Below are 13959 nucleotides of genomic sequence, written 5' to 3' on the forward strand. Positions count from 1 at the left end.
TAAAACTAAGGAGGCTTTTTATGTCAACAAGAACCACTTCGTTAGAAAAAATTATTGTACTAGATTTTGGAAGTCAGTATAACCAACTGATTACACGTCGTATTCGTGAGTTTGGTGTATTCAGTGAGTTACTTCATAATGATATTACGGCGGAAGAAATCAAAAAGCATGGAAATGTAAAAGGGATTATTTTCTCTGGGGGCCCTCATAGTGTTTATGAATCGGGTGCTTTTACAGTAGATCCTGAAATTTTTGAATTAGGAATTCCGGTATTAGGAATCTGTTATGGAATGCAGTTGACAACTCATTTATTTGGAGGAACTGTTGAATCTTCACCGACAAGAGAATATGGCCCTGCGAAAGTAGAAGTATTTAATACCGATTCAGGAATTTTCCAAGGATTATCTACTTCAGAAGAAGTCTTAATGAGCCATGGTGACAGAATTACAGCTATCCCTGAAGGTTTCACTGTAACAGCTTCGAATGACCACACACCATTTGCAGCATTTGAAAACCCAGAACGAAATATTTATGGAGTACAATTCCATCCAGAAGTACGTCACAGTATTCATGGAAATGATATGTTGAAAAACTTCGTGTTCAATATTTGTGGTGCAACAGGTGATTGGACGATGGCAAACTTCATCGAGATGGAAATTGAAAAAATCCGTGAAAAAGTTGGCAATAAAAAAGTATTATTAGGTTTATCAGGCGGAGTTGACTCAAGCGTTGTAGGTGTCCTATTACAAAAAGCGATCGGCGACCAATTAACATGTATTTTTGTAGACCACGGTTTACTTAGAAAAGACGAAGGCGACCAAGTAATGGAAAGCTTATCTGGAAAATTTGGATTAAATATTATCCGAGTGAATGCTCAAGAACGCTTCTTATCCAAACTAAAAGGCGTTAGTGATCCAGAACAAAAACGTAAAATTATTGGAAATGAATTTGTTTATGTATTCGATGACGAAGCCGCAAAACTAACGGATGTGGATTTCTTAGCACAAGGAACTTTATATACAGATATTATCGAATCAGGAACAAAAACAGCTCAAACCATTAAGTCTCACCACAATGTGGGAGGACTACCAGAAGATATGCAGTTTGAATTAATTGAACCGCTGAACACACTATTCAAAGACGAAGTCCGTGCCTTAGGAACAGCATTAGGCATGCCAGATTCAATCGTATGGCGCCAACCATTCCCAGGACCAGGACTAGGCATTCGAGTACTAGGAGAAGTAACTGAAGAAAAACTAGAAATCGTACGAGGAAGTGATGCCATCTTAAGAGAAGAAATTGCTAAAAACGGACTTGAAAGAGATGTATGGCAATACTTCACAGTCTTACCAGGAATCCGCAGTGTCGGAGTAATGGGAGACGGAAGAACCTATGATTACACAATCGGCATTCGTGCAGTGACAAGTATCGATGGTATGACAAGTGACTTCGCACGCATCCCATGGGAAGTCTTACAAACCATCAGCGCAAGAATTGTTAATGAAGTAGGGCATGTGAACCGAGTGGTGTATGACATTACAAGTAAACCACCTGCTACGATTGAGTGGGAGTAGGATGGGGAAATAGGTTATAAATACACAATACTAAAGTGTTGTATGTGTGGCTTTAAAAGCGGTTATCTAAGAAACCTATAAAGTCGAATGAAAGGAAAGTCTATGCCAAATTTAAAAGTAAAAGAATATAAAAAATTTGAAGATATAAAATATATTCGGAAAGATGGAATCGAGTGTTGGAGTGCACGAGAACTTGCAGCTGTACTTGAGTATTCCCAGTGGAGAAATTTTCAAAAGGTAATTGAGAGAGCAATGATTGCTTGTGAGAATAGCGGACATGACGTAATAGACGATTTTGCTGAGGTCAGCAAAATCGTGGAGGCGGGAGCTACAAGTAAATCTATTAAAGATTATGAGCTTACAAGATATGCTTGTTATTTGATTGTGCAAAATGGTGATCCAAGAAAAGAGTCGATTGCTCTTGGGCAAACTTATTTTGCAATACAAACTTATCGTCAAGAAATATCAGAGCATTTTAATCAACTTGATGAAGATAGGAGAAGACTTATTGTTCGTGGAGATATCAAACAATGGAATCAGCTTTTGGTGGAAACTGCACATGATGCAGGAGTTATCACAAATGAAGAATTTGCAATTTTTCAAAATGCTGGATATATCGGATTGTATGGTGGATTAGATGTAGAAGGTATTCATGACAAAAAAGGACTAACAGCAAGGCAAAAGATTTTAGATTTTATGGGTAGTACTGAACTCATTGCTAATCTGTTTAGAATATCTCAAACTGAAGAGAAGTTGCGAAAAGATAATGTTGAAGGTGCAGATGAGGCAACAAAGGTTCATTATTCAGTTGGAAAAGAAGTTAGAAGTGCTATTGAAAAAATAGGTGGTACAATGCCAGAGGATTTACCTGTTCCAGAGAAAAGCATTCAACAGATAGAAAAAGAACAAATGCAGCGTTTGAGGGATAAAGCAAAAAAAGGTAAATTATTGTTAGATGAATAATAATCAAAAATATAAGGAGTGGCATAATGAAAAATAAGAAGAGGGTTATGGATATAAAAGCACTAAAAGATAAAATACAAGAAAATAATCTGGAGTTTAATCTTTTTTTTACTAGAAAATTAAGAAATGGTAATTATGTCAGTTTTTCTCCTAATATTGATGCACAAATTTATGATGATTTACTAAATTTAATATGTGATTATATTGAACAATTTGAAAACAAAGAAATAGTAGGTTACAATCCAACAGGATATAAAGATGAGACTATAGAGAGTTGTGCTGTTTCATATATACGTGATTATAATAGAGTTTTAAATAGTTTTAAAAATTCGGATTATGTAGAAACAGAAATTGATCCGGATAATTATAGTTTTTACACTTTTTCAATAACCAGAAATGATGATCAATTTCCTGATATAAGAATTTTTAGAAGGGTAACTAAATTTAAAAAATTGCATTCAAAAGGAATTATTGCAAGATTTAATGGGAATACTTTGAATAAAATTGAAAGTAAATTAATTGGCATAGATGGAGAAGTAGATTTTATAACTATAGGTGATGATATACTTATATTGTCTCATTATTCATTAGAGCGAATCTTTAACTTAGATGATCAATTTAGAGACACAGCATCAGAATTTTTAAACCAAGAAGGTTTAAGTGATGGAATAATTAATTTTGACAATTTTTATGAAGATTGTTTAAATGATGGACGTTATAAAAAAACTCTTACAAAAATGACCAGTGAAAATATAAATCTTGCTAAAACTTATGAAAATTATGAAAATATAAAGAAAACCATAGATATGTTTAATTTAGAGATAAATTATACTGAAGAACCTTCATTTTCAATAATATATGAAGATAAAAGTCAGATAATGGATATTTTAAGAATATTAAGAGATTCATACTATAGAAGTATAATTAATGAGCAAATAGGGGTAGATGATAAATAAAAAGGTGATATTTTATGAATGGTAGAATCGATAAATTTTATAACATAACGACAAGAACTATTATGTTTATATCATCCTATTTCCCACTTTACGTTATGATTATAATTTTGTACTTTTCTAAAATAACAAAAGGTTTTTGTGAGAAAAATATATTAATAATAGCATTTACTACATTAGTGCTAATCTTAATATTTATTTCAGGTATAAGCGTGATTTTATTGAAATTAGGAAAAGGAACTCGAGAAAAAAGTATTAACAATCTTGAAAATCCTGATGATACAGTATTAAGCTATATCATGACATATATAATTCCACTCATTACTAATGGAGATAGTTCAAAAGAAGTTTACATAGTTAATATTCTTTTATTTGTTTTGATTGGATATATTTATTTAAGATTAAATTTGATATATTTAAATCCTCTGTGGGCTATGTTTGGATATATTATATATAGAGATAACAATAAAGAGGTTATAATAACTAATATTTCTAGAGAAGTGTTAAGGCATAAAGAAAAATTAAAAGGATATTATATAAGCAATGATATATTTGTTGCTCATAAAGAAGACAATTAGTTTTCTTATTCTAACAAAACAAAATCCTATGAAGGAATACAATATGATTAGAAATATAAAAATACAAGATACAAAATCAATACAAAGAATATGTGAAGTTTCTTTAGGATATTCAGTATCTATTGAGACAGTTATGAGTCAAATACAAAAACTTTCAGAGGATGTAAATCATCATTATATTTATGTATATGAAGATGAAAGATTACAGACTGTAGTTGGTTTTGTACATGCTGAAGTTTATGAAAGTCTTTATTCCTTTGCTGGTTTGAATATTTTGGGATTAGCTGTTTTACCAGAGTTTCAAGGTAAAGGAATTGGCAAAGAATTGATGCGTCATTTAGAATTAAATGCTAAAAATAATTCTATTGCATTCATTAGACTAAATTCAGCAGATTATCGTGTAGAAGCACATAAATTTTATGGTTGTTCGACAAATCCTGTTGGTGAGAAATCACCGACAGGATTTTTTACATGAAAAAAAGAGAAATCCAGGTTATGATTAAGTCGCCTAAAACCAATCAAAGGAGGATTTCTCTCATGGACTATTGTATACGAAAATTACTAAGATTAACAGAAGAAAATTTTATTACAGATGAAAATTGGTTAGAAATCGTGACAGAAAACAATGAAACAGTTCATAAAATAAAAGGAACTTGGACAAATACTTGTACTTCTTGTCCATATTGTTCTAGTGAAAATATCATTAAACATTCTCCTATGGAACATAAAATCAGAATTCCACATCTATACGGAAATAAAACTCTTTTAGACTTAAAAGTACAACGATTTATCTGTAAAGATTGTCATAAAACATGGGTGGTAGATTGCCCTCTTGTTCCTAAAAACAGTAATATTTCTTATGATTTAGAGTGTCAAATGATGTTTTATTTAAAAGAAAACTTCTCTAGAAAAACAATCGCTAAACTTCTTTCAATCTCTGATAAGACTGTCGAAAGAGTAATGAAGAAGTTTAAAATAAAAACAATGCAGCAGTATCACTATTTACCTAAAGTGCTTTGTTTAGATGAATTTAGAGGCGTTAAAACACAACAAGGGAAAATGAATTTCATTTGTTTAGATGGAGAAAATCGCCAATTAATTGATATTTTACCAGGTAGAACACTTCATGAATTGATTTCTTTCTTTATGAAGTTTTCCCGTAAACAACGTTTAAAAGTGAAATATTTAGTGATGGATATGAATGCTTCTTATCAAAACCTTATTAAAACAGTATTTCCAAATGCCGTAATTGTAGTGGATCGTTTCCATATTATTCAGCATATGAATCGTAATTTTAATCAACTTCGAGTTGTGATTATGAAACAATTCTCTGCAAAATCAACACAACAGAAGACATTAAAACGTTACTGGAAAGTACTCTTAAAGCCTAGTGATGAATTAGATGAAGAAAAATTAAGGTACAATTATCACTTCAAAACCTATCTTACTCAAGCTCAATTGGTAGAAAAATTATTGAATTTTGATGAAGAATTATCAGATGCATATGATTTTATTCAAGAACTTAGAAAAGCTTACAAGAAGAAAGATTATGAGGCATTTATGACATGTATAAAAGAGATTCCAAAACAATTACCTTATGAATTTAAGAAAAAGTTTGAAGTGTTTAAACGTTTTAAGAATGGGATTTATCAAGCATTTATGACGGGATATTCCAACGGAGCTATTGAAGGAACGAATAATTTAATTAAAGTGATTAAACGTGTGGCATATGGATATCGAAATTTTGAGAATATGAAATTAAGAATTAAGATTATCAAAGGGTGTTTCTTTACCCCGGTCAATAGAAAGTCATTATGATTTAAGAAAGGTTGTATAGAGTCGTTTTAACTTGACAATGAGCCTCCATGGGCATGTTGAATTGGGGGAAGCGAAAAATAAGATTAAATTTCACAGCCCCCAAACCGCTAATCGCGGATAACATGCCCCTGCTCATTATAAAGTTAAAACTAGATTTCGTTCATAGTTATGTTTGTGGTTGATTGTTAAATCGATTAAATCTTTAATTTTCTTCCACCATGTTCATTTAAAATTAAAGACTTAATTTGGTGTTAAATTTTATTCACCAACAGAATTTGTCGATGAGCCAATTTTATGAGAGTATTGGATATGTATGTGATAAAACTCAGAAGAGATTTATTAAGAAGTTGGATTAGATAATTTTATAAATAAGAGCACATGACTTTAAGAGTAGAATCTTTTAGTTGTGTGCTTTTTATATGTGTAGTTAAATAGTTTCAAAAATAATGCTATAATAGGAATAAAAACAATATAAAAACATCATAATAGGAGAGTTCTAAATGGCAAAAGTTGAAGGAAATAAAGAAGGTTTACAAAGAGCAGAATTACATAGAAAAATTTGGGCAATTGCGGATGAAGTTCGAGGTTCTGTAGATGGATGGGACTTTAAACAGTTTATATTAGGAATACTATTCTATCGATTTATTTCAGAAAATATCACAGCGTTTTTCAATATTGCCGAGCATGAAGCTGGAGATTTAAGTTTTAATTACGCAGAATTATCTGATGAAGAAGCATTAAGAGATTTTAAACCAAACACAGTAGAAGATAAAGGATTTTTCATTTTACCAAGTCAATTATTTGAGAATGTTGTTAAAACGGCAAAAGAAAATGAAAACTTAAACATTGATCTAGCGAATATCTTTTCAGCAATTGAAGGCAGTGCTCAAGGCTTCGCTTCAGAAGACGATATTAAAGGTTTGTTTGAAGATGTAGATACGTCTAGTAATCGTTTAGGAGTAACTGTTGCTGAGAAAAATGCTTGTTTGACAAAAATTCTACAAGGAATTGCAGCGATTGACTTTGGAAACTTTGAAGAGAATGAGATTGATGCTTTTGGAGATGCTTATGAATTTCTAATTTCTAACTATGCTAGTAACGCAGGGAAATCTGGTGGGGAATTCTTCACGCCACAAACGGTGTCAAAATTATTAGCCAAATTAGTAATGGATGGTCAAATAAAAATTAATAAAGTATACGATCCTACTTGCGGTAGTGGAAGTTTATTACTACAAATGAAAAAACAATTTGATGAACATATTATTGAAGAAGGTTTTTATGGTCAAGAGATTAATATGACGAACTATAACCTAGCTCGTATGAATATGTTTCTTCATAATGTAAATTACAATAATTTCTCTATTTTAAGAGGAGATACTTTATTAAATCCACTTCATAATGATGAGAAACCATTTGATGCAGTTGTTTCAAATCCACCGTATTCAATTAGTTGGGTAGGTGATGCAGATCCAACACTAATTAATGATGAACGCTTCGCACCAGCTGGTAAATTAGCACCAAAATCGTATGCTGACTTTGCCTTTATTATGCATTCATTAAGCTACTTATCAAGTAAGGGAAGAGCAGCGATTGTTTGTTTCCCGGGGATTTTTTATCGAAAAGGGGCAGAAAAAACAATTCGACAATATTTAGTAGACAATAACTTTGTAGATTGTGTGATTCAGTTACCAGACAAACTATTTTTTGGAACATCAATTGCTACTTGTATTCTAGTGATGTCGAAAAATAAAACAGAAAATAAAGTATTATTTATAGATGCTAGTCAAGAATTTAAAAAAGAGACGAATAATAATATTTTAGATAATTTAAATATTGAAAATATTTTAACTCAATTTAGAGATAGAACAGATAAAGAGCACTTCGCACGTTATGTAGATACGAGTGAAATTAAAGAAAATGATTATAACTTATCAGTGTCAAACTATGTTGAAAAGGAAGATACTAGAGAAGTGATTGATATTAAAGTACTAAATCAAGAAATTGAAGAAACAGTTAAAAAGATTGATTCACTTCGCCAATCTATTGATAACCTTGTTAAGGAGCTTGAGAGTGATGAATAATGAGATTAGTTTTTTAATGTATTCGTTAGATGAAGAAGATGTGAATGTTAATGTCAGAATAGCAGAAGATACTATATGGCTATCTCAAAAAGCGCTAGCAGAACTATTTGGTATAGATAGAACAGGGATAGGAAGACATTTAAAAAATATTTTTGAAGAAGGAGAACTTGATGAAACAGAGGTATGTGCAAAATTTGCACACACCACTGAACATGGAGCTATAGAAGGGAAAAAACAGACCCGTGATTTAAATTATTACAATTTGGATGCCATTATTTCTGTCGGTTATAGAATTAATTCAAAAAAAGCGACAGCTTTTCGAATTTGGGCAACCAATGTATTAAAAGAATATATGATAAAAGGCTTTGCCATGGATGATGAACGTCTAAAACAAGGGACAGATTTATTTGGAAAAAATTATTTCAAAGAACTTTTAGAACGAATTCGTGATATTCGTTCGAGTGAAAAAGTATTTTATCGCCAAGTACTAGACTTGTTTGCCACTTCAATTGATTATGATGGAAATAGTGAAGAAGCAAGAAGATTCTTCTCAACTGTACAAAATAAAATGCATTATGCAATACATCATCATACGGCAAGTGAATTAATTGTTAATCGAGTAGATGCTCAAAAAGATTTTATGGGATTAACTACTTTTAAAGGAGAGTTACCTACAATCACCGAAGCAAAAACTGCTAAAAATTACTTAACAGAAAAAGAATTGAGAGGATTGAATCGATTAGTTTCAGGATATTTGGACTTTGCAGAAATACAAGCAGAACGAGAAATTATTATGACGATGCAGGATTGGATTGATCATGTAGATAAAATATTAAGAGCAACTGGAGAAGATGTATTAGAAAATGCAGGAAAAGTTTCACGCTCACAAATGGAGAAGAAAGTGAATGAGGAATATAAAAAATATTCACAACATACATTAACTCCAGTAGAAAAAGATTATTTAGAAGAACTTAGAAGTATAGAAAATATTGCAAAGAGAGGAGGAAAATAAATGACGAATATTTTGGAATTACTAAAACATGAAAAAGTGGAATGGAAGAAGTTAAAAAATATTCTAATAAGTATAAATACTGGCTTAAATCCAAGAAAAAATTTTGTGCTAAATGATAAAAGTGAAGTTTTAACTTCTTGGTACATAACAACAAAAGATTATTCACAAAATGAAAAAATAGAATTTTTAGAGAATAAAACGGCAAGAATAAGTGAAGAAGCAAGGAAAAAAATAAATCAGAGAAGTAGATTAGAAAAAGGAGATTTATTATTTTCTGCAGTAGGAACAGTAGGTAAAATTGCATTAGTAGATATAGAACCCTCAAATTTTGATGTTAATGAATCAACTTTTATTTTAAAACCGGATTATAGCATAGTTAATAATAGATATTTAATGTATTACCTTAGAGGAAGTGTGTTTCAGGATAAATTACATTCCAAATTGAGGGGGAGTACATTGTCTGGTATAAGAAAGGGTGATTTGGAATGTATGGAAATCCCAATTCCATCACTAGAAACTCAAGAAAAAATAGTAGAAATACTTGACAAATTCACAAATTATGTTAAGGAACTTCAGTCGGAACTTCAGTCACGTAATAAACAATATGAATATTATAGAGATATGTTATTAAGTGAAGACTACTTAAATAAGGTAACTAAAAAAATGGAAGAAGATCGAATATTAAAAATAGTTCAACTAGATGAAGTTATCAAAATTAAAAATGGAAAAGATTGGAAAGAGTTAGAAGAAGGGGATATCCCTGTTTATGGAAGTGGTGGAGAGATGGGAGTTTACGTTAGTAAGTATGCTTATGATAAACCTACTGTTTTAATTCCAAGAAAAGGGTCTATTAAGAACGTATTTTATATTGAAACACCATTTTGGAATGTAGACACAATCTTCTATACTGAAATAGATGAAAGTAAGTTGATACCGAAGTATTTTTACTACTTTATTGAGTATTTTGATTTAAGTAAATTAAGTGAAAATTCAACACGGCCAAGTTTAACTCAGTCAACTTTAAATGGATTAAAATTTCCACTACCATCTCTTTCACTTCAAAATAAAATCGTAAAAATCTTAGATAAGTTTCAAGTAATGCTTGCAGATACGAAAGGATTACTCCCCGAAGAAATAGCACAACGTCAAAAACAATATGAATATTACAGAGAAAAACTATTGACATTCGAAACAGATTGTGATAGCACGCACGCACGCACGCACGCACGTTGATATTGTCTAATCATTATTATGAACTTTTACAAGAAGTATCAAAAATTGTTGGCGTTATAACTGAAAATAAAGTAGAGATAAAAACACTAGGTGAAATATGTATTATTAATAGAGGGGCTTCTCCAAGACCTATTTCTAAGTATATAACAACAAATTATGAAAATAGTATTCCTTGGATAAAGATAGGCGATACATCATTGGGAAGTAAATGTATTTTAGGTACGAAAGAAAGAATTACATTAGAAGGTGCAAAAAAATCTAGAGTATTGAAAAAGGGCGATTTTATTTTATCGAATTCTATGAGTTATGGAAGACCATATATTTTAAATATAAGCGGAGCAATACATGATGGATGGGCAAGTATTAGTGATTTTAAAGAGTATTTAATTTCTGATTATCTATATTATTATTTGTCATTAGGTGCTACTCAAAATTATTGGAAATTAAAAATGAATACTTCATCAGTAAGTAATTTGAATTCAGAAATTATTAAGAGCTTACCTATTATTATTCCCCCTCTCCACGTCCAACAACACATAGTATCAATATTAGACAAGTTCGACACATTAGTACATGATATAAAAGAAGGATTACCCAAAGAGATAGAGTTACGTCAAAAACAGTATGAATACTGGCGTGAACAGTTATTAAGTTTTAATCGATAAGTTACGTAGAGAGGAGTAAATATTATGAAAGAAGATCAAGCACTGTATCAGACATCTACGATTGCAGAAATGACAAATGGGATTATTTTAGCGAATTTTGAGAAAACTAGTAGAATTCAAGAAGCTGCTTATCAAAGCGAAGCAGAGTTAGAAAAAGAAATGATTGCCAACTTAGTTGATCAAGGTTATGAATATTTAAAAGTTCAAACGAATGAAGATTTATATAATAACTTGAAAATTCAGTTGGAAAAACTCAATCAAATTTCGTTTAATGAGAGCGAGTGGAGAAGATTTTTAGCGGAATATCTAGATATCCCAAGTGAAGGGATGATTGAGAAAACTAGAAAAGTTCAAGAAAATCATATTCATGATTTTACCTTTGATGATGGGCATCGAAAAAATATCCGTATTATTGATAAGAAAAATATTCATAATAACTTTATCCAAGTAACGAATCAAGTAAAAGGTGAAGGAACTCATAAAAATCGATATGATGTAACGGTCTTAGTAAATGGATTGCCGCTAGTGCATATTGAATTGAAAAAACGAGGCGTTAGTCTTCAAGAAGCCTTTAATCAAATTCATCGATATAGTAAAGAAAGTTTCAATAGTGAGCATTCTTTATATAAATATGTTCAGATTTTTGTGATTTCTAATGGAACGTATACAAGATATTTTGCCAACACAACGGCTCAAAATAAAAATCATTATGAATTTACTTGTGAATGGGCAGATGCCAAAAATAAAGTAATTCGAGATTTAGAAGATTTTACAAAAACATTTTTTGAAAAACGTGTACTATTAGAAGTGTTAACAAAATATTGTGTATTTGATGTTAATAATACTTTACTAATTATGCGTCCTTATCAAATTGCTGCAACAGAACGTATTTTGTGGAAGATTCGATCTAGTTTTGAAACTAAAAAATATGGTAAGACTGAAGCGGGAGGTTTTATTTGGCATACAACAGGTTCAGGTAAAACTTTAACTTCATTCAAAGTAGCAAAACTGGCAACTTCATTAGATTTTATTGATAAAGTGTTTTTTGTTGTAGATAGAAAAGATTTAGATTATCAAACGATGAAAGAGTATCAAAAATTCCAACAAAATAGTGTGAATGGTAGCAAAGATACTAAAGAATTGAAAAAATCCATTGAAAGTATGGATGACAGAATTGTTGTGACAACGATTCAAAAGTTAAATGAATTTATAAAAAAATATCGTCAACATGAAATCTATGATAAACATTGTGTATTGATTTTTGACGAATGCCATCGTTCTCAATTTGGTGAAGCACAGAAAAATATTCGAAAAACATTTAAAAAGTATTATCAATTTGGATTTACAGGAACTCCTATTTTTGCTGAAAATTCTTTAGTTGGAGATACAACAGCTGGAATGTTTGGAGCTCAGTTACATAGCTATGTCATTACAGATGCGATTCGTGATGGAAAAGTTCTAAAATTCAAAGTCGATTATAATAATATTCAAGCTAAATTTAGAGATGCTGAAACAGAGGATGACGAGAAAAAATTAAAACATGTAGAAAAACAGTTACTACTTCATCCAGAAAGAATTACTGAAATTACGAAATATATTTTAGAAAAGTTCAATGCGAAAACACACCGTAATGAGTATTATACGATTAAAGATAGACGATTGAATGGATTTAACGCTATGTTTGCAGTCCAAAGTATTGATGCTGCAAAAATGTATTATGAAGAATTTGAACGTCAACAAGCAGCGTTGCCAGAAGAAAAACGATTGAAAGTTGCGACGATTTATAGTTTTGCAGCAAATGAAGAACAATCTTCAGCTGGTGAAATAGTTGATGAAACTTTCGACGTTTCACATATGGGATCTACTGCAAAAGAATTTTTAGATAAAGTAATCGCAGATTATAATGAACAATTTAAAACAAACTTTTCAACAAATGGAAATGAGTTTCAAAATTACTACAAAGACCTATCTTTAAAAGTAAAACAAAAAGAAATTGATTTACTTATTGTTGTAGGAATGTTCTTAACAGGGTTTGATGCTCCAACGTTGAATACACTATTTGTGGATAAGAATCTAAGATATCATGGATTAATTCAAGCATATTCCAGAACAAATCGTATCTTAAATAAAGTGAAAACTTTTGGGAATATCGTTTGTTTCCGTGATTTAGAAAAGGCAACTAAAGATGCTATTAAGACTTTTGGAGATGAAAATAGTCTTAAAGTAATCATCGAAAGAAAATTTGAAGACTACATGTATGGTTATATCGATGAAACTACGGGTGAAAAAGTGCCGGGATATAAAGATATTAGTGAAGAAATATTATCGAAATTCCCAGAACCGACTGAGATTACAAGTGAGGCTGATAAGAAAACTTTTGCACAATTGTTTGGCAATCTGATTAAATTAGATAATATTCTGAAAAATTACGATGAATTTGAAACGGTGGAAAAGAGTATCACTGAAAGACAAAAGCAAGACATGAAGAGTGCGTATATTGAAATTAGAAATGAAGTATTAACATCTAAGGGATTAGATGGAGGCAATTCAAGTGAAAAAAATGGAGCAGCATTGGTTGATTTTTCAGATGTAGAATTTGAGATTGATTTACTAAAAACTGATGAAATTAATTTAGATTACATATTAAAATTAATTTTGGAAAAAGCGAATGAGTTTGATGATAAGGAACGATTAAAAGCAGAAGTACGTAGAGTAATTCGTTCAAGTTTAGGTACAAGAGCTAAGGAAGAGTTAATTATTAGTTTTATTAATAACACCGACCTTTCAACATTAGAAAATGCAGAATCTATTTTAGAAGCCTTTTACATGTATGCAAGAAAAGAAAAGGAAAAAGAAATAGAAGCAGTAATTGATGCGGAAAATTTAAAAGATGATTCGAAAAGATTTATTGAAAAAGCGATTGAAAAAGGGCATGTTGAATATGCAGGAGATGAATTAGATAAAATCATCCCAGCTGTTTCAAGACGAGGCGGAGCAAGAGAACAGAAGAAATTAACCGTATTAGAGAAGATTAAGAAGGTTGTAGAAGTGTTTATTGGTATATAAAAAAAGTAGTATAAAA

11 protein-coding genes are annotated in these 13959 nt (G+C 30.8%); all 11 read left to right on the forward strand.

Annotated elements, in window-relative coordinates:
• Positions 1-20 precede the first annotated feature (20 nt).
• The 11 genes from guaA to RYK07_RS02045 all read left to right on the forward strand — a co-directional run bounded on the left by guaA (position 21) and on the right by RYK07_RS02045 (position 13943).
• Complete coding sequence (gene guaA, locus RYK07_RS01995) at positions 21-1574, forward strand: glutamine-hydrolyzing GMP synthase (protein ID WP_314852139.1); 1554 nt, start codon at positions 21-23, stop codon at positions 1572-1574.
• 102 nt (positions 1575-1676) lie between these two features.
• Complete coding sequence (gene dinD, locus RYK07_RS02000) at positions 1677-2537, forward strand: DNA damage-inducible protein D (protein WP_314852141.1); 861 nt, start codon at positions 1677-1679, stop codon at positions 2535-2537.
• Between the two features lie 26 nt (positions 2538-2563).
• Entirely contained in the window at positions 2564-3493 is a 930-nt protein-coding gene (locus tag RYK07_RS02005; RefSeq protein ID WP_314852142.1) for a Kiwa anti-phage protein KwaB-like domain-containing protein, read from the forward strand.
• 14 nt (positions 3494-3507) lie between these two features.
• On the forward strand, positions 3508-4068 hold the full coding sequence (locus tag RYK07_RS02010) for a hypothetical protein (protein ID WP_314852143.1): 561 nt from the start codon (positions 3508-3510) through the stop codon (positions 4066-4068).
• A gap of 43 nt (positions 4069-4111) precedes the next feature.
• The gene (locus RYK07_RS02015; RefSeq protein ID WP_314852144.1) at positions 4112-4543 is read left to right on the forward strand and encodes a GNAT family N-acetyltransferase; all 432 of its coding nucleotides are present in this window, start codon (positions 4112-4114) and stop codon (positions 4541-4543) included.
• A 62-nt stretch (positions 4544-4605) separates the two neighbouring features.
• A complete protein-coding gene (locus RYK07_RS02020) occupies positions 4606-5886 on the forward strand; it encodes an ISL3 family transposase (protein WP_314852145.1) in 1281 nt (426 codons plus the stop codon).
• Between the two features lie 500 nt (positions 5887-6386).
• Complete coding sequence (locus RYK07_RS02025) at positions 6387-7967, forward strand: type I restriction-modification system subunit M (protein ID WP_314852146.1); 1581 nt, start codon at positions 6387-6389, stop codon at positions 7965-7967.
• Positions 7960-8979: a virulence RhuM family protein gene (locus tag RYK07_RS02030; protein ID WP_314852148.1), complete on the forward strand. Its 1020-nt coding sequence runs from the start codon at positions 7960-7962 to the stop codon at positions 8977-8979. Before RYK07_RS02025 ends, RYK07_RS02030 begins: the two co-directional genes overlap by 8 nt.
• Positions 8980-10212, forward strand: a complete 1233-nt coding sequence (locus RYK07_RS02035; protein WP_314852149.1) for a restriction endonuclease subunit S — start codon at positions 8980-8982, stop codon at positions 10210-10212. It abuts the gene before it with no gap.
• Between the two features lie 2 nt (positions 10213-10214).
• Positions 10215-10877: a restriction endonuclease subunit S gene (locus RYK07_RS02040; protein ID WP_314852150.1), complete on the forward strand. Its 663-nt coding sequence runs from the start codon at positions 10215-10217 to the stop codon at positions 10875-10877.
• Between the two features lie 24 nt (positions 10878-10901).
• A complete protein-coding gene (locus tag RYK07_RS02045; RefSeq protein WP_314852151.1) occupies positions 10902-13943 on the forward strand; it encodes a type I restriction endonuclease subunit R in 3042 nt (1013 codons plus the stop codon).
• The last annotated feature ends 16 nt before the right edge of the window (positions 13944-13959 follow it).

Origin of the sequence: uncultured Granulicatella sp., from assembly GCF_963528315.1 — a bacterium.
Lineage (GTDB): Bacteria > Bacillota > Bacilli > Lactobacillales > Aerococcaceae > Granulicatella.

What these genes read in the sequence shown, in the direction of transcription:
- RYK07_RS02025 (WP_314852146.1), top strand. Translation starts at nt 6,387, where the DNA reads ATGGCAAAAGTTGAAGGAAATAAAGAAGGTTTACAAAGAGCAGAATTA.
- RYK07_RS02030 (WP_314852148.1), top strand. Translation starts at nt 7,960, where the DNA reads ATGAATAATGAGATTAGTTTTTTAATGTATTCGTTAGATGAAGAAGAT.
- RYK07_RS02015 (WP_314852144.1), top strand. Translation starts at nt 4,112, where the DNA reads ATGATTAGAAATATAAAAATACAAGATACAAAATCAATACAAAGAATA.
- RYK07_RS02035 (WP_314852149.1), top strand. Translation starts at nt 8,980, where the DNA reads ATGACGAATATTTTGGAATTACTAAAACATGAAAAAGTGGAATGGAAG.
- RYK07_RS02010 (WP_314852143.1), top strand. Translation starts at nt 3,508, where the DNA reads ATGAATGGTAGAATCGATAAATTTTATAACATAACGACAAGAACTATT.
- dinD (WP_314852141.1), top strand. Translation starts at nt 1,677, where the DNA reads ATGCCAAATTTAAAAGTAAAAGAATATAAAAAATTTGAAGATATAAAA.
- RYK07_RS02045 (WP_314852151.1), top strand. Translation starts at nt 10,902, where the DNA reads ATGAAAGAAGATCAAGCACTGTATCAGACATCTACGATTGCAGAAATG.
- RYK07_RS02020 (WP_314852145.1), top strand. Translation starts at nt 4,606, where the DNA reads ATGGACTATTGTATACGAAAATTACTAAGATTAACAGAAGAAAATTTT.
- RYK07_RS02005 (WP_314852142.1), top strand. Translation starts at nt 2,564, where the DNA reads ATGAAAAATAAGAAGAGGGTTATGGATATAAAAGCACTAAAAGATAAA.
- guaA (WP_314852139.1), top strand. Translation starts at nt 21, where the DNA reads ATGTCAACAAGAACCACTTCGTTAGAAAAAATTATTGTACTAGATTTT.